Source organism: Microcoleus sp. POL10_C6 (genome assembly GCF_036701585.1).
GTDB lineage: Bacteria > Cyanobacteriota > Cyanobacteriia > Cyanobacteriales > Microcoleaceae > Microcoleus.
This window is the reverse complement of sequence record NZ_JAUBRB010000027.1, coordinates 14,235-32,501: the sequence shown is the minus strand read 5'-3', so window position 1 is coordinate 32,501 and position 18,267 is coordinate 14,235. Positions and strand designations below refer to the sequence as shown.

Below are 18,267 nucleotides of genomic sequence, written 5' to 3'. Positions count from 1 at the left end.
CCGATCCCAAATCCGGGTTTAATATCATGACTAACCCTCCGTCATTGCGAGGAAGGAAGCAATCGCAGAGACTAAGCGATTGCTTCCTTCCTCGCAATGAGAAATAATACAAAACAAAGGGGTAGTAAACCCGGATTTGGTATAAGTCGCGATCAACTTACTTGAACTGCCCCCAGTGTTTTGAGCGTCGCAATAGTCGCCTCAGTTAAACCTTTAACACCTGCAATATTCATTCCTTCATAAGGTTTGGGAACAGGCAAGGTTTTGATACACTCACCCGTTACTGCATCCCAAAGCTTAATCGTCTCATCTTGGCTGGCACTGGCTAGAATTTGACCATCTGGACTAAAAGCAACCGACCACACCCAATTGTCGTGTCCCCGCAGAACTTGCAAGCACTCATTCGTGCTAACATCCCACACTCGTACAGTTTGGTCATGACCGCCACTCGCCAAGTGTGTACCATCAGGACTGAACATTACAGATGACACAATACCGTCATGTCCCTCTAGAGTTGTCAGACATTCTCCTGTATTGATATCCCAAAATTTGATGGTACTGTCACTACTGCTGCTTGCCAGGATATTACCGTCAGGACTAAAGGCAACAGACCAAACCCAACCCCTATGTCCGGTCAAAGTTTTCCAAACTTCCCCTGTACTGATATCCCATAACTTCACCGTATTATCAGCAGTGGCAGAAGCGAGGATATCACCTGAAAAACTAAACGCAACTGCCAACACCCAGCCCTCTGGTTCGGCGCAAGTATAAAGACAGTGCCCTGTCCTGATATCCCATAGTTTTATAATCTGGTCGCCACTGAAACTAGCTAACGTCTTACCGTCGGGACTGATGGCGACTCCCCAAACCCAAGCTGAATGACCCTGTAAACTTTTTAGGCACTGTCCAGTCGTAGCATCCCATAACCTGACAGTAGTGTCATAGAATCCACTTGCCAGCAAGTGTCCATCGGGACTGAAGGCAATGGATTTCAACCGATTAGTCTGTCCATCCTGTAAGCTTTTAAGACATTTTCCTGTTTTAGCATTCCATAACCTGACGGCGCGATCGCTACTGGCTAAGGTTTGACCGTCGGGTGAAAAAACTACCGATGTCACTGGATTGCTTTGCCCGTAAAGTGTTTTCAGACATTGACCTGTTTTAACATCCCACAGTTTTAGGGTGCGGTCTTCACCAGTGCTAGCTAAAGTTTTGCCATCAGGATTAAACACGACGGCTGAAACCCGACTGGTGTGTGCTTGCAGTGTTTTTAGGCACTGACCGGATGCAACTTCCCACAATCTCACGGTGCGGTCTTCGCTGCAACTTGCTAAAATCTGGCCGTCAGGACTAAAGGCAACAGACACCACTATTTGTGAATGTCCAGAGCAAATCCTCAAGACTTCACCCGTGTTAATATCCCAGAGGTCGATCGCAGAATCATCACCGCCACTGGCTATCGTTTTACCATCCGGACTGAAAGCAACCGATCGAATTTGACTGCTGTCACTCTCAAACATTTTCAGGCATTCTCCCGTCTCTACATCCCACAGTTTGAGCGTTCCGTCATCACCGCCACTAACTAAAATATTACCTTGAGGACTGAATGCGATCGACCAAGCCTGACTTTTGTGTGCTGGCAAAGTTAGCAAGCATCCTCCATTACTCCAATCCCAAAAACGCACAGTTCCATCACCGATGCTACTAGCAAGCATCTTCCCATCAGGACTGAAAGCAACTCCCAGCACAGTGCTAGTATTTCCCTGCAATATTTGACGGATAGACCAACTGCTAACATCCCAGCAACGAATCGTCCCGTTACTACCGCCCGTAGCAAGAGTTTTCCCATCCGGACTAAAAGCAGCGGATAACACGATACTGCCGTATTCTTTGCTAGTTCTCAGCAGCTTAGCTTCTGGCATTTGCCACAAGTGAATCTCACCATTCGTATCGCCCAAAGCTAAAAGTTTTCCATCCGGGCTAAAAGCGACTGACAAACCACTTCCCAAAACTTCAGCGAAAACGGAATTAGCTAAATTAGCACCAGCAAAGTTTACCTGATGTAAATTCGTATCGGGTAAATAAGCTTGCCAAACCGTCAAATTAGAAAAATCCCAGCCGCTTAAATCTGACTGCATTTGACGTAATAGATTTATAATATTACCCGCAGCATAGCCAGTTTCTAGTGTTGGTTTACCGCGCAGTGATGCCAGAATTGGTTTGAGTTGGTTTTCGAGAAGTTGCTGGCATTCACAACTAAAAAGCAGTCGATCGGCAATAGGTTTAAGGATAAGACGAGCTTGCGTATCTCTAAGGTATTCTGTAGCTGTAGCTTTGAGAAGAGCATGGCTTCTGAGAAGGTCAATTTCGCTGCTGGTTATCTCAGTGCAGACTTTTTCGATTAATCGTTCCGTCATGTATTCCATGACGACGGGTTGTTGAGTGTAGCCGTCTGAGGTTTTTTCGATGAGAGAACGTCTAACGAGAGAACCTAAAACCTCTAGTAATTCTTTGACAGTTAATTTTGAAACTAAATCTTGTTGTAACTCTCCCAGCGAGACTCGCTCCCGCTCGATCGCCAGCCAGTACATCACCTTTTTTTCTATATCTGATAAACGATTGAATTGTCGGTCTAATAGGTTCCGAATATCATCAAATACTAAAGTTCCTTGATTTAAAAGTTCTAAAAATCTGGTCAGGCTACTCTCAAAAAAATCATGGATGGCTGGAGCCACCATTTTTAAGGCTAACGGATTTCCCGCATAGTGGGATCTCAAAATATCCCATTCGCAGTTTGATCCGTGAAAAAAAGCAATACCTTGGACAATTTTCTGTGCTTCTGGGGTTGTTAAACCTGTCAGTTGTAATGAACGAACTGGCAAATTTTTACCTTCTTTAGCTGCTAAACCGATCGGCTTTTCTCGACTGGTTAGTAGCACGGTACTTTTATGATTTATTTCGGCTACGCATCGCAGAAGTTGGCCGTAGCCTTCATATCCCTCTCGATAAGAACCCGTGCGTTCTTCTTCCTGTAGAAGTGACTCGACGTTATCCAATATTAAAAGACACCGATGCTGTCGCAGATAGTGCATCAGGCGCGAGATTCCAGCATCTAAGGTGTCTGGTAAATTCGTTTCCTTTTGGTTCGAGAGAAATTGAATCAATTCTACCAATAAGTCAAGTATTAATGGAGCATTACGGAGACTGTGCCAAATAATATAATCAAATTGTTCTTGGATGCGTTCTGCTATCTTGATAGAGAGAGAGGTTTTACCAATGCCACCCATCCCCAACAGCGTCACTAGGCGGCAGCGATCGCCGATTAGCCACTGTTCTAATAAAGCTAATTCCTCTGCCCGTCCGTAGAAAATAGAAACATCAATTGCTTCTCCCCAATTAATCGTTTTGTTGAGTTTTGTTAAGTCAGTTGGAGATCGATCGCCGATCGCACCACTCCGATCGATTTGTTCGTTGATATTGTGACTAATTTGGCTATTTGGTAGTGCGACGGTTACTTGTGCCTGTTGTGCTTGCCGTCGCAGAATTGACTGAACGTTACTCTTGGTGACTTTTTCTCCCAATACCCGACTGAGAACTTGCCATAACTGAAAGCCAACAAACTTAATGTATTCGGCATCATAACCAGCGCTTTTGGCAATCTGTGGATAAGAGCGTCCTTCCCAAGTTTGCCGCAATACCAGTATGTGAATATCGTTGAGATGCTCTTGTTTGAGAACTGAGTCGAGGAAAAGCAGTGCTTCGTCGATCGTCATTTATTTAAAATTATCCGGTTTGTTAGCGAAAAAGGGGTGCTTCCTGCTTGACGGCACACGCAATTAAGCAATTATACTCAAGATAATAGCATATTTTGCGCGCAAGTTATAACTATTTATAACTTTTTCTCACTGACGTAGCTGTCGCAACCGAGTTATTACTGAATCAAGGTAAAGTTAACCAGTGAACTGCAATATTAAGAGGGAAGGACATTCGTTATGAAAACTAAGTCAACCATTTTAGCTAGCGTTGGTTTATTAATTTCTGTATTGCCGTTCTTTGCCGTTCCAAATAAGGCATTAGCAGGGTGTGGTTTTTTTGATGTTACTTGCAATCCCGCCAATTGGGATGACCCAGTGAAAACTATCCGCGATAATGTTGAAGGTGCGACATTTTTCTCCTTCAACGTACGCGTTACAAACAAAAGTGATAGACAAATTTACGTAAGAGCAAGGTGGTATGTAAATAAACCAAGCCAACATTGTTCAGATACAGATGGGTCCGGCTTTGAGTGTGGTGGTCCTGAGTGGGACGCGGGCAATTGGAAACTGGAAGCAGGGGAGGAAGCACTGATCGTTAATAATGCACATGGGCGTTATATCTACCTTAGTGCAACATCAGTAGATGGAGAACAGAAATGGAATGAAAAAAAAGTTGATATGGGAGCGATCTATACCAATTTCTACTATACGTTCAATCCATAGTTGTCTGTAGCGTTTCTCATAAAAATGAGGTACAATGTCAAATAAAAAATTATCGCTAACTCTTGCTGTAAGTATTTTGGTTTTATCACCTTTTGGTCTTCTCGTGAGACAACCGGAAGTTCTGGCTGACTGTCCTCCATTTGTACCAGACGCTTTATGCCCAAGTAATGAGCCAATTCCCGGTCAACGACTTCCTCCGGCTCCTCCGGTTCAAAGGGGATTAACTATCTGTAATAAGACAAGTGTAGGCAATGTCTATGTTGCCATTGCACTTAATTACAGGGGATCTTTTGGCAGCGATGGTGAAGGCGCACAGCAACATATAGAGTCGCATGGATGGTGGAAGATAGAGCCTGGTGCTTGCACAAAGGTATACCAAAAGGATGCACAGAGAGTCACAGGATATTACGCCAATGGTGGAGATTCTGTTTGGAGGGGTTCAGGTTCAGATCGAAGTTATTGTATTAATCCATCAGTCGAATTCGAGTTTAAGGATTCCCAGGCGTATAGGGAAGAAAAATGTCAGGAAACTGGTGGAAAAATGGTAATTTTTAAACCCGTGCGTCCTAGCCGCCAAGCATATACTTTCAATTTAACAAACTGAACAAAAGAGCGCATCAGCGTCTACTTTCAAAGGTTTTCGGCCTACTGAATTGGGTTTTGTTTTAAACACAGGAAGATTAAAGCTATGCAAACTAAATGCCTTGTTTACAGAATTGCTCTCACCACTACTTCATTAGTAGCAATTTTAACCAGCTCCTTGACTTTTCCATCGGCTAAAGTGGAAGCACGTCCGTGTGGCACCGATGAGTTATCAAAAATAGGCTGTTTTCTAGACCCAACTAACCCTCTTGAGAATAATGGTACAGGACAAAGTAGTGACTATACGTCTTACTACCATATCTACATCCAAAATAAAACTAACCGCCCAATCTGGGTTGCCGTGCATTTTAGAAAAGATGGTTATAAACGGGTGGGAACACAGTATGAATATGATAAATGGATAACAGACGGGTACTGGAAATTAAACCCCGGTCAAAAAACTCTTATCCTAGATGACGAAGAGCGTATATCTAACAGAATCATTTACTTTCATGCCCATGACGATCAAGGAAACTCTTGGGGTAGTGAGAAAGTATTTGATATACGTGGCGAGAATCAGCAATTTTTTGAAGCCAATATGGGAGATGAAATAGGAACTTATACTCAGAGTTTTACGACGGATGATTAATTTTAGCGTAGTTCACTTTATACCTGCAAATCTTGTAGGACTTGGGAGCGTGATCAATGTTAAAAATTAGTAGGGCAGTTTTGAAATGGTCTACATCTATAATTATTGGCTCGACATTTTGGGGTTTAAATCTATTGTATCCTTCGACTGCACGCGCTTGGTTTGATGTGTGCAATAAATCAGGCGATAAAGCTTTTGTTGCTTTTGCCTATCTGGAAATAGATGCAGCCGAATCAGATATTTTTGGCAACACAAAGGTATACCAAAAGAATGCACAGAGAGTCACAGGATATTACGCCAATGGTGGAGATTCTGTTTGGAGGGGTTCAGGTTCAGATAAAAGTTATTGTATTAATCCATCAGTCGAATTCGAGTTTAAGGGTTCCAGTACGTATTCGGAAGGAGAATACCAGGAAAATGGTGGACAAATGGTAATTTTTAAACCCGTGCGTCCTAGCCGCCAAGCATATACTTTAAATTTAACAAACTGAACAAAAGAGCGCATCAGCGTCTACTTTCAAAGGTTTTCAATCTACTGAATTAGGTTTTGTTTTAAACACAGGAAGATTAAAGCTATGCCAACTAAATGCCTTGTTTACAGAATTGCTCTCACCACTACTTCATTAGTAGCAATTTTAGCCAGTTCCTTGACTTTTCTATCTGCAAAAGTAGAAGCAACTGAGCAGATGTGTGACAGTGATTTCTTCAATATCTTCTCACAAATAAGCTGTATAGATATAGGGCCAACCAAGCCTGTGGATAATGATGGTTCTGGGGGTCGCGATAACTATTACTACCATGTCTACATCCAAAATAAAACTAACCGCCCAATCTGGGTTGCTGTAAATTTTCTACAATCTCCTCCTGGCTCTAGTGGTAGCGACTCCGATCTGGCAGTGGTTATACCAGCGCAATGGAGAACAGAAGGGTACTGGAAATTAAACCCCGGTCAAAAAACTCTTATCCTAGATGACGAAGAGCGTATATCTAACAGAATCATTTACTTTCATGCCCATGACGAACAAGGAAAGTCTTGGGGTAGTAGTGAGAAAGTCTTTGATATACGTGGCGAGAATCAGCCATTCTTTGAAGCCAATATGGGAGATGAAATAGGAAAATATACCCAGAGTTTTACGGCGGATTAATCTTAGCGTAGTTCACTTTATACCTGCAAATCTTGTACGACTTGGGAGCGCGATCGATGTTAAAAATTAGTAGGTCAGTTTTGAAATGGTCTACATCTATAATTGTTGGCTCGACATTTTGGGGGTTAAATCTATTGTATCCTTCGACTGCACGCGCTTGGTTTGATGTGTGTAATAAATCAGGCGATAAAGCTTTTGTTGCTTTTGCCTATCTGGAAATAGATGCAGCCGAATCAGATATTTTTGGCAACACTCCGCCAAGACGTTCTAGAGGCTGGACTACTGAAGGATGGTGGAATTTAACTTCTGGTGAATGTGCCAGAGTATATCCCCATGAGCTTAACAAAAGGAACGGCATTTACTATGTATACGCTGAAGCTGAAGATGGAGGAGAATGGAGCGGTAAAAATAGGTTTTGCACAATAAACAAACCTTTTACATTAGCTAGAGCCGACAAACAATGTGAAGGAATAGGTAGAGTATGGAAGAACTTTATCGAAGTTGATACGGGTAATGCTAGGAACTATACTTACAGTTTAGGAGATTAAGTTTAAACGTCTGAAATACCTATTTTTGGCTCGAAATTGGGGGCGCTCGCTTTTTGGTTATCTGGAATAGTAGAGGGCGATCGCGTTTGTGTCAGTTGGATAAAGAAAGGGCGATCGCCGACTTCACGAAAGTCAAAAAAGCGAATCCCGTCAAACAGAGTTAATTTAGCTAACTCCTGAGTTAGAAAGTCATAACGTTTGAATTTTTCTATAATTTATCAGGGTAGCATCGGTCTGTTTGCCAGCAATTGTCGGCGCAAGCAAAACGTTACAAAGAGTCATTATATGACTCTTTGGTAAATAATGAAGAAGTCGTCTTAGTTTGTTTTAAAGGAGAAGTATCATGCAAAGAGAGTTTGGGAATGCAACTGAAAAATTAGAGTGTATGGGTGATAAACAAGAAGAATGTGATTTAGTCATGAAAGGGGGTGTGACGAGTGGAATTGTTTATCCTCCGATTGTCCTAAAGCTTGCAGAAAAGTATCGCTTTCGTAGTATTGGAGGCACTTCTGCAGGAGCGATCGCAGCAGCAGTTACAGCAGCAGCAGAATACGGACGGGACACGGGAGGCTTTACAAAGCTCAAGGAGATAAGCAACCAACTTAGCCAAGAAGAAAACTTCTTACGCAACCTATTTCAACCTTCCGAAGAAACTCAACCCTTAATGGATACCCTGTACGCTGTTTTTATCGAGAGTAAAAAACAAGAGGAAGAGGAAACGGAAAAAACAAACCCTGAAAAGCCTAGTCCGCTGCAAAAATTCTTGGGCTTTTTCCAATTTGCTCGATTTCTTCGCAAAACTTTTCGCTCTAAACACCAGATGATGTTCGCACTCGGATCGCGTAGAGGATTGGTCATCGGTTTAATCCTGGCGTTGTTCTTATCAGGGTTCTCTCTTGTAGTATTTTTTTTAGTGGCTCAGTTTACGGGTGATAGTTTAAGCGGAGGGAGCTTTATTATACTCTTGCTGCTACTGAGCGTATCATTTGCTTGGATAGGGCAGTGGATTGGTAGTTTGGGTGTTGGCGTCTACGATCTGTACAACATCCTCACTAAAGAAGTGCCGAATAACTTTTTTGGAATGTGCAGTGGCCTAAAAAATCCCCCATCTCGAAAAAATCCCCCATCTAAACACCCGGCGCTGACCGATTGGCTGACTGCCAAAATCAACTATGTTGCCGGAATCGATGAAAAGGGTGAGCCACTTACCTTTGGAAAGCTAAAGCAAAAGCACAAGGAAAACCCCATTGACCTCAAGCTGGTGACATCTAACCTGAGTCACAATCAACCCTATATACTGCCGTTCGACAACCGGCTTTTTATTTTTAATAAGGACGAGTTTGACAAGCTATTCCCGTCGAACGTCGTAGAATATATGACGCGATGTGCTTACCGAAGTGACAGGGTGGAGTTGCCTAAAGGTTTTTATTTCTTGCCTGAAGCGGACAATTTGCCAGTGGTAGTCGCGATGCGGATGAGCCTCAGCTTTCCTATATTAATCGGTGCAGTTCCTCTCTACACGATTAATTACCATGCTTTAAAAGGCAAACCACGCAAAGAAAAGCTCGATTTCACCAAGAAGGATTGGAAACAGTGTTTGCAACGGAACTGGTTTAGTGACGGAGGCATATCTAGCAACTTTCCGATCCACCTTTTTGATGAGTGGTTGCCAAGCCGCCCGACTTTTGGAATCAACCTTACCTCCCTGCCACCCAAGGCATTTAAGAAGGACGAAAATAAGACTCAGATACAGGCAGATGCTGTCAGCGTCGTTACCAATCCAGATATAGAAAACCTGGGCGGGCAATTAGATACGTTGGATGTGGATAGAGATGAACTCTATAAATCAATTTACCTTTCCAAGGCAAACGATCCCCCAGTTCAGGTGTGGGCAGAAATTTCCAAGTTGAGCGATTTTATCCGGGCAATTTGGTTAACAGCGCAAAACTACCGCGACAACACCCAATCGATGCTGCCAAGTTACAGGGAACGGGTGGTGCAGGTTCGTTTAGATAAAGCTGAAGGTGGACTGAATTTGTCTATGGACAAGAAAATTATCAAGCGAGTGATGGAAAAGGGGGAGATAGCTGGAGAAAAAATAGTAAATGATTTTAAGTTGGAACATCATCAATGGGTGCGTTTTCAGGTACTCATGGGACTACTGGAGACTGAACTCAAAAACATGGAAAAGGTGTTGCAAGACAATAGTTTCAACTGCGAGACGCTGGTGAAAGAGCAGCAGCAGGATGAGAAGGATAAATATCCCTACCGTCGCTCCACGGCTTGGTGCAACAAAGCATTGGCTCGCGTCAAGCAGATTCAGGACTTGGTGGAAGTTTGGGGTGATTCGTCTATTCTTGACGAAGAAACTCCACGCCCTAATCCTGTACTACGAGTGACCCCAAAACTGTAGGAGGCAAGAAAATGCAATTGTGGCATCCACTCCATTTAATCCCCAGTGGTTTAACTGATTGGCTAGTATTGGGACTGTTGGTTGCTCTGATTTTGGGATTGGCACCAAAGACAAACCAGCGATCGCTCAAAACCTCCGGTAAAGCTCCCTGTGGTATTGTTTCTCTTGCATTGGCAGGCAATGAGCAGAAAGCTAGCGCGATTATTGCCTCCTGGGAGAAGGGGGAAGTCAACGATGCTTTAAGCAGCCTGTACTGGGATAATTTCTTTCTAATGGCTTATTCAACGGCGATCGCATTAGGCTGTGTGATGGCTGCTGATAAGCTGCACGCGCCTGGAACTTTGGAGTACAACTTAGCGATTCTACTGGCTTGGGCGCAATGGCTAGCAGCGCTACTGGATCGAACTGAAAATTTCGCGCTTGAGAAAATGCTTCGCGGCGCTGTAAAAAGTCCCTGGCCTCAGATTGCTCGGTGGTGTGCTATACCGAAGTTCATCATCGTTTTTGCAGGGCTTGGCTATGTAGCGATCGCAGTCATTATCTGGCTGGTTGCTCTCCTAAAAACCTATTTATTTAAGTAGGGTATAGCCAGTGAAAAATAGAAGCCAAGGGCAAATTTGCCCTTGGCTTCTGGACGATCGCGACTGAGAAACGATATACATTTAGTCTATATTTCTGACAACCATCATCAGCACTAATTCACCTATGACATCCACCGCCACGATCGCCACCCCCCTAAGCTGGACAGAATTAGAAGCCCTCACAGACTTTGAAGTCGATCGCGTCAACGGGCCAACGAACGCTCAAGCCTGCTTGCGCCTCTTTGGTAAAACCGAATCCGATGTGCGAGTCACCCTGTACCGCGATAACCATGCTTGGTGTCCCTACTGCCAAAAAATCTGGCTGTGGCTGGAAGAAAAACAAATTCCCTACCGTATTGACAAAGTTACTATGTTCTGCTATGGGGAAAAGGAAAGTTGGTACAAGCGCAAAGTTCCATCGGGAATGCTACCGGCGATCGAACTAGACGGCCGCATCATCACTGAAAGCGATGATATCTTAATCGCCCTCGAACGAGTCTATGGCCCCTTGGGTTTGGGCATGGAAAACCCCGCAGTAATACCCATGCGACGGTTAGAGCGACTGCTGTTTAGGGCTTGGTGCTCTTGGCTGTGCTACCCAGCAAGTTCAGCCAAAGTAGAACAGCACAACCGCAACCAATTTATCAGCGTCGTCGCCCAGGTAGAAAAGGCCTTGGCTAGCACTCCGGGGCCTTATTTCCTCGATGAATTTGGCACTGCGGATGTGATCTTTACGCCCTACGTGGAACGCATGAATGCCAGTCTTTACTACTACAAAGGCTACTCGATGCGGGAAGAAAACCCGCGCTTTGCTGACTGGTTTGCGGCAATGGAAACCCGCCCTACCTATCGCGGCACTCAGAGCGATTTTCACACCCACGTCCACGATTTACCGCCTCAGATGGGCGGGTGTTATGAAAACGGCGAACCTCAGATGCTAGTCAATAAAGCCCGCGTGGATAATGGGCCTTGGGCTGGACTGCCGGATGTGATGTATCCAGAACCGGAAACCTCCCGCGCTGAAGCACTTCACCGCGTCATTAAGCACCAGCGCAACATCGTTCGAGTCAATCCTGCTGATGACAAGTTATTCGATGAGGCTTTGCGTTGTGCTTTAACTTTGATGATGACTGGCGAAGTTTGTACGCCGCCGGCTGGTTCTGATGCGGCTTTGCGGTATTTGCGCGATCGGGTGAATGTGCCCCGCGATATGTCCATCTACGCGGCCAAGCGATTGAGGGAAGCGTTGGAGGAAACGGCGGCTTTGGTGGGTGATGGTCAAGGTTCTCCGATTCTGCTGAAGCATCGGCGAGATCAAGATCCGGCTAATTTTGCATAGGGGGCGATCGGAATCAGACGGAATCGGCGTTGCTGCTGCTCTACTTCATCAGCTTGCTATCTGCTCGATCGATGTGCGACCATTGGTAGTATTAAAGTAGCATAAATACTGTCTATGAAAGTATCTATAGCGATTGCAAATCATTCATAAACCGATCGAGGATTTGATCGAGCAGTAGTTCCATTGAGTATTGGTTCAAAAATACCAAATTTGTGTAACTTGAGAAAGTCAAAGCTTTTATATTACTCCCAGTAATTTTCCCAATCATCCTGAAAAGCTTGCTGCAATCTCTGCATATACGCATCAGTCTTAATCTTCACCATCCACAGATTATTAGCATTGCGGCCTCCCTTGCACACAACACCTTCATCCACACCGTATTTCCCCTTGCGAAGATCGTCCATAAACTTGCCCGTCAGTTTGCCACGATAAATTACTCGCGCAATATTTAATTTACCAAAATCCTGAATAAACCGATCGGGAACAACCATACCGCCCTCGGTTTCCACATCAAAAAGCACCAATTGTTTGCGATCGTCCTTTTGGTGCATTCCCGCAAACGAGCTAGCACCAAAAAACTCTGTAAACACAGTAATTTCAGCGCAGTGATACTCTTCATTCTCTCGAAATATAGACTCTAAGGGACTAGCAAAGTCCCTTTTAAATATTTCCGGTGCTGCTTCTAAACCTGGATGTGCAGCATTAAATTCTGCAATTCCCATCTCATCCAAATCAAATCTACTGCGTCGCGTACCAAAAGCATACCAACCAAGTTCGACTTCCCAAACCCAATGCAAATTAGTGCCATCGTATTTCTCAAAAGCTATACATTGTTCATTAGGGCAATTTTTACTATCGGGAATTTTGGGATAGGCAAGTTGAACTCGTGTCATATCAATCACCCATAATATCATTTCCGGTTACACGGGAATGATGTTGACTGTTGACTGTTGACTGTTGACTGTTCACGGCGTCAACAGTCAACAGTCAACTCGAATTCACTATTCCGATGCTAACGGATTTGATATAATAAAACTCCTTTATAGTGAGGATTTTAGTCGCTCTTAAGCTATGTGTGCATTTAAATTGCATGGTAAAATAGTTTTTCACTTTTGTGAGGGGCAGGAGAACCCGCCCTCAACATACAATTTAAATGCACAACAGCTTACCTAAACATATTAAGATTTGACTAAAATCCTCACTACCAACTTTATGTGGTATTTAACAGTTTCCCCCCTTCCTCTTCACTTCTAAAAATCTTGCAATTGAGCAGTTTGAACTGCTACTTCTTTAATCTGGGCACCGCGGCGCACCTTCAGTTTCAGAATTTGACCGATTTGGCTGTTTTCCACCAAATTTTGCAACTGTTCGGGCTCAGTCACTCCCTCACCCTCAATTTGAACGATCACATCCCCTTTGCGAATCCCTGCTTTCTCAGCAGGGGTGTTTGGCACAACTCTCATCACTAACACTCCCTTAACTTCGGGGACAATCAAAGGAGCATTGGGGTCAGAATTATTCTCTCTGGCCATTTCAGGAGTCAAAGCAATCATCTGAATTCCCAAAAACGGATGGCTGACTTGTTCTCCCTTGGCTAACTGCGCGTAGATGGCCTTGGCTTTGTCGATCGGAATCGCAAACCCAATACCCATTGCATCGGCTCTAATCGCCGTGTTGATGCCAATCACTTCTCCTCTGCTGTTTAACAGGGGGCCGCCGGAATTGCCGGGATTGATGGCTGCGTCGGTTTGAATGAAATCGAGTCGCTTGTCGGGAATGCCGACGGCTGCACTGGAGCGTTTGAGGGTGCTGATAATGCCCAAGGTGACGGTGTTGTCAAATCCCAGGGGGTTGCCCACGGCGATCGCCCAATCTCCTACTTTCACCGCGTCTGAATCTCCTAACGTTGCCACGGGCAAGTTAACTTCCTTGGTATTAATTTTGACAACAGCCAAATCTGTTACTTCGTCAGTACCTTGCACTTTTCCTGGAAATGTCCTGCCGTCGTTTAAGGTGACAGTCACTCGATCGGCTTTGTCAACTACGTGAGCATTGGTTAAAACAATCCCGCTTTTGTCGATGATGAAGCCGGAACCTTGACCGCGTAAGCGTTCTTGTCTGGGGGTCATGCTCCGTAAATCTTCTCCCAAAAATCTGCGGAAGAAGGGGTCTTCCATTAAGGGATCAATGTTGCGGCTGACAGTGCGCTCGGTATCAATGCGAACAACTGCTGGACCGACTCGATCGACAGCGGCGGTCACAAAACTGCCGGTATCTCCTGGGAGTTCAGGACTCCGCAGCGCTAACAGTTGGGGATTCGCGGCGGTGGGTGGGAAACTCTGGAACTGTAAGTTGGGCGGATTGCTGCCATCAGCGGCAGCGGGTGCAGCATTGATTGCTAACGCACTCAGGGCGATCGTCATTCCTAAAATTAGGGCGAACCAACGAGCACCGATTCGAGGTGCGGGCCGAAAAAACTTAAATAGTCGCATAGCGTCAATCTTTGTTAGTCTGGGTTAGTCTGGTAAAGGTGTGCGATCGTGCGGACTCAATAATCTGCCATTATGAAGATCCTAAATGTATTTAGACAGTTACAATACATGAGTCACGAGCCCGCACGAACTCAACATATTCTGAATTCTAACTTTTAAAAATTTCCCTCGTAACCCCAATGATTATATCTGATACTTCTACTGACAAATCCTTGCCCTCAAATTCCCACCACCACCATCACGACGATCAATCAGTCCACCCTCACCATCACGATGAAGAATCGATGCGACGGCTGGTAAATCGCTTGTCTCGGATTGAGGGGCACGTCCGCGGCATTAAAACAATGGTTCAAGAAAACCGTCCCTGTCCCGAAGTTCTGGTGCAAGTTGCTGCGGTGCGAGGCGCGCTCGATCGCGTAGCGAGAATCATTCTTGACGAACACTTAACCGAGTGCATTGCCCGAGCCGCTAAAGAAGGTAATATCGATACGGAAATCGAAGAATTGAAAGCGGCTTTGGATCGGTTTTTGCCTTAGCCGCTGCCAATTTTTCCATCCATATAACAAAACTTGCAAATTAGACAAAACTTGCAAGTTATGCTTTCTAAGCAATTTTTTAAGCATCTTTCACAAACCCGGGAAAAGCATCAAATCTTCTCCCCTTCACCCCATTGCCACAACATACAATTTATATGCTCCGCAGTTTATGAGAGCGAGTTTTGTTAAAAAAGAATTAGTCCGGTTTGTCGTGATGACGCAACTCCTCAAACTCTTCAAAAGCTGACAACAAACAATTAGATAATCGGTGCTTAATCCGACGTGGTATGCACAGTCTAGACTTTCGTCAGCTTAGCTTTTAGCTGGTATCTGACTGTTGCGTAAACGGCTTTATAGGAAGCCTCGATGCTATATTCCTGCTGCAACCACTCTTGAATTTCTCCATAGCTTTTAAAGCCTTTATGGGGGTCGCTGAGGCGCATTGCCAAACTAGCGCGTGCCAGCGGAGGAATGGCCGGCTTGCGGCCGCCGCTGTGCTTTGTTTCGAGGAGTCCTTCTAGTCCATCAGATCGGTACTTTCTCAGCCACCGCTGCACTGTAATTCGATTTACCCCAATGGTCATTGCCAATTCTTTAACTGTCTTAACATGACAAATTTTGAACAGGTAAAGTGCTTGAATTTTTTGAAAGCCGCTTGCCGTTTTTTGTTCAGTTAACAGGTTTTTTAGCTCTTCACTTGTCTCTGTGATGCTAAGTTTACATACTCCAGCCATATCAATTACCTCACGATTCGCGTTCTACAATACCTTTGTTTGACAAGGGAGCGAAAGCTGCTCCAATCCTAAATGCTGACCTTTTGTTTGCCCTGAAGCAATACAAAAGCGATCGTTCTCATTAAACTTTTTCCTTCCTGGAGGCAGTCAGACGCTCAGAAACCGGATTATTTTAACCTGGAGCAAGGTTGCCATGATTTTTGTGGGTAAAAAACCAGGTTTCTGGATCATTTTTGTATTTGATGGACAAGCGTCATTGCTAATAGTGATAGCAGTGAACGGATCGACTGTAACATTACCGGCAATAGGTGACTCTTAAGGAATACCATTTATTCTCTTATTGTTAAACATTTATCATGGTTTTCCTGGTATTTATTGGTATTTTTTGCGAACGTATAAGCGATTTTTAGCCATTAGGTGCTAGCAAACAGGGGAATGTCTGTACACCAGCGATCGCATTTTTATACAGACATTCCCCTACTCCCAGAAGTGCATTTCTGGCTTTCGCTGTGTGAGAAATCTTGATACATCAACACTCTCATCACCCGGAGTGGGTAGCGGCGAGTGACGTTGCAACCGACTTTCACAGCAAGCGGGCAAGTATCTGTGAAACTACTGACTTTATCGCAATTTGAGTAAAACACGACTAGGGTGGTATTGTCAATTTTTCAGCATTACAGTATGAGTATCGGCTATTTTTTCCTGCCTGCTGTGATCGAAAGGGGGTGTTCTATGTGATACTACTAACATCGATCAGTGATCTATATCACACTTATGTTCAGTGAACTCAACTATGCACAAAAAGTTATGGGTTTGATCGATCGGACTTTCCACCTAGAATCTTTGGGAAGTGCGATCGAACTTGTGGTTAAAATTTTTAAAGGTTAATGTTTAACCAAAGGGAAAAGAGAATGCAGCTTTGTCCTTCACCCTCACCAAACCCTCTAATTTATACTCAAACCTTGCAGATTCAGGGAAGTTTCACCCAGGGTGTGAATATTTCAGAATCTAAAATTGCAGAACATCCGGTGCAACCAGCTTGCTGACAGTATTCTTCATTTAAAAGGTGTAGAGAAGCCACAATGAACGTTGACGAACTGCTCAAGCTATACGCAATAGGAGAAAGAAATTTTAGCGGGGTCTACCTGCACGAGGTCTACCTCTACGAAGCAGAATTGATTGGAGCCAATCTGTATGAAGCCGACCTGATTGGAGCCAATCTCAGCAAAGCCAAACTCAACAGAGTCAACTTTGGCAAAGCCAATTTGTGCAAGATTAACTTGAGCAAAGCAGACTTAGGTGGAGCAGACCTCACAGAAGCACTTTTACTTGAAGCTAACCTGAATCGAGCTGAGTTGATGGGAGCAAATCTCAGCAAAGCAGACTTGAGCGGAGCTTCCCTGATCCAAGCAACTTTAATTGGAGCCAACATATCTCGGGCAACACTCAGCCGTGCAGACTTGCACGGAGTAAATCTTTACGGAGTAAACTTGCGTAGGGCGGTGCTCACAGAATGCGATTTAATTGGCGCAAACTTGAGCAAAGTAGACCTTAGCGGAGCTGACTTAATGGGGGCGAGTCTAATTAGGGCAGACTTGACTGAAGCGATTTTAAGTGCGTCAGACTTAAGCGGAGCAAACCTGTTAGGAGCAAACCTTACAAAAGTTAACCTGAGCGGAGTATATCTTAAGGGTACAACGATGCCCGACGGCACGATTCACGACTAATTTATTTGTTAATTTTTATGGTTGCCGAGAACAGCGGCTAAAGGGTAATGAGGTTTTCATTACCCTAATTTATTGGCAGCGAAATCTTTATTTGACACTAAGGTAAGGCGGATAACTTCAATTTAGGGTGCTGATGGCGCCCAGAACTCCTACATACGGCAAGTCAAAAGATTTGTTAGCTGAACTTGTGTTATGGTGATTTTCAATTGCTTCGAGAAAAGCTATTTTAGATTTAATATTTTGGATTTTGGACGGTTAAAATGAAACTCAGAATCCTCGCTGCTGTAACGCTGCTGAGCGCGATCGCCCCGATCGCTCCTGCACCCGCCGAGAACATCCAACACACGCAACAATTACTAGCCACCCGACAGTGCCCCCACTGCGACCTCAGCAGTGCGGGCTTGGTTTTAGCCAATTTAACAGGAGCCAATCTCAAAGGTGCTGACTTGAGGTTGGCTAACCTCAGTCGAGCCAACCTTACCGGGGCTGACCTCAGCGGTGCCAACCTCAGCGGCACCAGCCTGTTTGGCGTCAACCTGACAGGGGCCAACCTCAGCGGTGCCAACCTCAGCGGTGCTGACTTGAGAAGTGCCTATCTCAGCGACGCCAATTTGCAAGGCGCCAATTTAACTAACGCGCAACTGCTCGGAGTTAGAGGAATGCCAACCAATATCGGCACCGCTGAAGACTTCTACCGGTTGGGAGTGCTGGAAGCTCAAGCAGGAAACTACAGAAACGCCATTGATTATTACAATCAAGCGCTGAATCTGAAATCGGATTTAGCCGCCGTTTATTTTGCGCGCAGTATGTCTCGCGCTGACTTGGGAGACTTCGCCGGCGCGACTCAAGACGCTGCAATAGCAAACAAACTCTTTGCAGATCAAGGAAATCCCCAAGGTCAGGAGTTGTCAAAGCAGTTAGGCGAAGCCATTGTTGCACGTCAAAAGCCTACGGAACCCCGCACTTCCAGCCGCGGCGACTTTATGAGTCTCCTCGGTTCGATCGGTTCTGTGCTGGTGAAGCTAATCTTGCCTTGACGGTTG

At 44.7% G+C, this 18,267-nt stretch carries 16 protein-coding genes; 12 read left to right on the top strand and 4 right to left on the bottom strand.

What is annotated here, in order from left to right:
- Positions 1-152: 152 nt before the first annotated feature.
- Positions 153-3,773, bottom strand: a complete 3,621-nt coding sequence (locus QUA34_RS16745; RefSeq protein WP_333388362.1) for a WD40 domain-containing protein — start codon at positions 3,771-3,773, stop codon at positions 153-155.
- A 219-nt stretch (positions 3,774-3,992) separates the two neighbouring features.
- On the opposite strand from QUA34_RS16745, the gene QUA34_RS16740 reads away from it, so the two are divergent.
- The 9 genes from QUA34_RS16740 (at position 3,993) to QUA34_RS16700 (ending at position 11,735) form a co-directional block, all read left to right on the top strand.
- Entirely contained in the window at positions 3,993-4,478 is a 486-nt protein-coding gene (locus QUA34_RS16740; protein WP_333145430.1) for a hypothetical protein, read from the top strand.
- A 34-nt stretch (positions 4,479-4,512) separates the two neighbouring features.
- A complete protein-coding gene (locus QUA34_RS16735; RefSeq protein WP_333388359.1) occupies positions 4,513-5,082 on the top strand; it encodes a DUF1036 domain-containing protein in 570 nt (189 codons plus the stop codon).
- Between the two features lie 84 nt (positions 5,083-5,166).
- Positions 5,167-5,709, top strand: coding sequence for a DUF1036 domain-containing protein (locus tag QUA34_RS16730; RefSeq protein ID WP_333388357.1), 543 nt, complete (start codon positions 5,167-5,169; stop codon positions 5,707-5,709).
- Between the two features lie 56 nt (positions 5,710-5,765).
- Positions 5,766-6,200 (top strand): hypothetical protein, encoded by a 435-nt coding sequence (locus QUA34_RS16725; protein WP_333388354.1) that lies wholly within the window; start codon positions 5,766-5,768, stop codon positions 6,198-6,200.
- 84 nt (positions 6,201-6,284) lie between these two features.
- Positions 6,285-6,854, top strand: coding sequence for a hypothetical protein (locus QUA34_RS16720; protein WP_333388353.1), 570 nt, complete (start codon positions 6,285-6,287; stop codon positions 6,852-6,854).
- Positions 6,855-6,910: 56 nt separating this feature from the next.
- On the top strand, positions 6,911-7,402 hold the full coding sequence (locus QUA34_RS16715) for a DUF1036 domain-containing protein (RefSeq protein WP_333388349.1): 492 nt from the start codon (positions 6,911-6,913) through the stop codon (positions 7,400-7,402).
- 343 nt (positions 7,403-7,745) lie between these two features.
- A complete protein-coding gene (locus tag QUA34_RS30225) occupies positions 7,746-9,815 on the top strand; it encodes a hypothetical protein (protein WP_445242827.1) in 2,070 nt (689 codons plus the stop codon).
- A gap of 11 nt (positions 9,816-9,826) precedes the next feature.
- Positions 9,827-10,396, top strand: a complete 570-nt coding sequence (locus QUA34_RS16705; RefSeq protein ID WP_333388347.1) for a hypothetical protein — start codon at positions 9,827-9,829, stop codon at positions 10,394-10,396.
- A 124-nt stretch (positions 10,397-10,520) separates the two neighbouring features.
- Positions 10,521-11,735, top strand: a complete 1,215-nt coding sequence (locus QUA34_RS16700) for a glutathione S-transferase family protein (protein WP_333388345.1) — start codon at positions 10,521-10,523, stop codon at positions 11,733-11,735.
- A gap of 242 nt (positions 11,736-11,977) precedes the next feature.
- Here the strand turns inward: QUA34_RS16700 and QUA34_RS16695 are convergent, their stop codons facing one another.
- The gene (locus QUA34_RS16695) at positions 11,978-12,628 is read right to left on the bottom strand and encodes an RNA ligase family protein (RefSeq protein ID WP_333330880.1); all 651 of its coding nucleotides are present in this window, start codon (positions 12,626-12,628) and stop codon (positions 11,978-11,980) included.
- A 357-nt stretch (positions 12,629-12,985) separates the two neighbouring features.
- Positions 12,986-14,227, bottom strand: a complete 1,242-nt coding sequence (locus tag QUA34_RS16690; protein ID WP_333388341.1) for an HhoA/HhoB/HtrA family serine endopeptidase — start codon at positions 14,225-14,227, stop codon at positions 12,986-12,988.
- 179 nt (positions 14,228-14,406) lie between these two features.
- Here QUA34_RS16690 and QUA34_RS16685 point away from each other — a divergent pair, with 179 nt between their 5' ends.
- Positions 14,407-14,763: a metal-sensitive transcriptional regulator gene (locus QUA34_RS16685; protein ID WP_333084317.1), complete on the top strand. Its 357-nt coding sequence runs from the start codon at positions 14,407-14,409 to the stop codon at positions 14,761-14,763.
- Between the two features lie 296 nt (positions 14,764-15,059).
- Here QUA34_RS16685 and QUA34_RS16680 read toward each other — a convergent pair whose 3' ends face one another.
- Complete coding sequence (locus QUA34_RS16680; protein ID WP_333084315.1) at positions 15,060-15,497, bottom strand: helix-turn-helix domain-containing protein; 438 nt, start codon at positions 15,495-15,497, stop codon at positions 15,060-15,062.
- A 1,082-nt stretch (positions 15,498-16,579) separates the two neighbouring features.
- Between QUA34_RS16680 and QUA34_RS16675 the strand changes: the two genes are divergently transcribed.
- The gene (locus QUA34_RS16675) at positions 16,580-17,224 is read left to right on the top strand and encodes a pentapeptide repeat-containing protein (protein WP_333084313.1); all 645 of its coding nucleotides are present in this window, start codon (positions 16,580-16,582) and stop codon (positions 17,222-17,224) included.
- 260 nt (positions 17,225-17,484) lie between these two features.
- Positions 17,485-18,261: a pentapeptide repeat-containing protein gene (locus QUA34_RS16670; protein WP_333388338.1), complete on the top strand. Its 777-nt coding sequence runs from the start codon at positions 17,485-17,487 to the stop codon at positions 18,259-18,261.
- Positions 18,262-18,267 lie beyond the last annotated feature (6 nt).

Coding starts and splice junctions, on each gene's coding strand:
- QUA34_RS16745 (WP_333388362.1), bottom strand. CDS start 3,773: ATGACGATCGACGAAGCACTGCTTTTCCTCGACTCAGTTCTCAAACAA.
- QUA34_RS16740 (WP_333145430.1), top strand. CDS start 3,993: ATGAAAACTAAGTCAACCATTTTAGCTAGCGTTGGTTTATTAATTTCT.
- QUA34_RS16735 (WP_333388359.1), top strand. CDS start 4,513: ATGTCAAATAAAAAATTATCGCTAACTCTTGCTGTAAGTATTTTGGTT.
- QUA34_RS16730 (WP_333388357.1), top strand. CDS start 5,167: ATGCAAACTAAATGCCTTGTTTACAGAATTGCTCTCACCACTACTTCA.
- QUA34_RS16725 (WP_333388354.1), top strand. CDS start 5,766: ATGTTAAAAATTAGTAGGGCAGTTTTGAAATGGTCTACATCTATAATT.
- QUA34_RS16720 (WP_333388353.1), top strand. CDS start 6,285: ATGCCAACTAAATGCCTTGTTTACAGAATTGCTCTCACCACTACTTCA.
- QUA34_RS16715 (WP_333388349.1), top strand. CDS start 6,911: ATGTTAAAAATTAGTAGGTCAGTTTTGAAATGGTCTACATCTATAATT.
- QUA34_RS30225 (WP_445242827.1), top strand. CDS start 7,746: ATGCAAAGAGAGTTTGGGAATGCAACTGAAAAATTAGAGTGTATGGGT.
- QUA34_RS16705 (WP_333388347.1), top strand. CDS start 9,827: ATGCAATTGTGGCATCCACTCCATTTAATCCCCAGTGGTTTAACTGAT.
- QUA34_RS16700 (WP_333388345.1), top strand. CDS start 10,521: ATGACATCCACCGCCACGATCGCCACCCCCCTAAGCTGGACAGAATTA.
- QUA34_RS16695 (WP_333330880.1), bottom strand. CDS start 12,628: ATGACACGAGTTCAACTTGCCTATCCCAAAATTCCCGATAGTAAAAAT.
- QUA34_RS16690 (WP_333388341.1), bottom strand. CDS start 14,227: ATGCGACTATTTAAGTTTTTTCGGCCCGCACCTCGAATCGGTGCTCGT.
- QUA34_RS16685 (WP_333084317.1), top strand. CDS start 14,407: ATGATTATATCTGATACTTCTACTGACAAATCCTTGCCCTCAAATTCC.
- QUA34_RS16680 (WP_333084315.1), bottom strand. CDS start 15,497: ATGGCTGGAGTATGTAAACTTAGCATCACAGAGACAAGTGAAGAGCTA.
- QUA34_RS16675 (WP_333084313.1), top strand. CDS start 16,580: ATGAACGTTGACGAACTGCTCAAGCTATACGCAATAGGAGAAAGAAAT.
- QUA34_RS16670 (WP_333388338.1), top strand. CDS start 17,485: ATGAAACTCAGAATCCTCGCTGCTGTAACGCTGCTGAGCGCGATCGCC.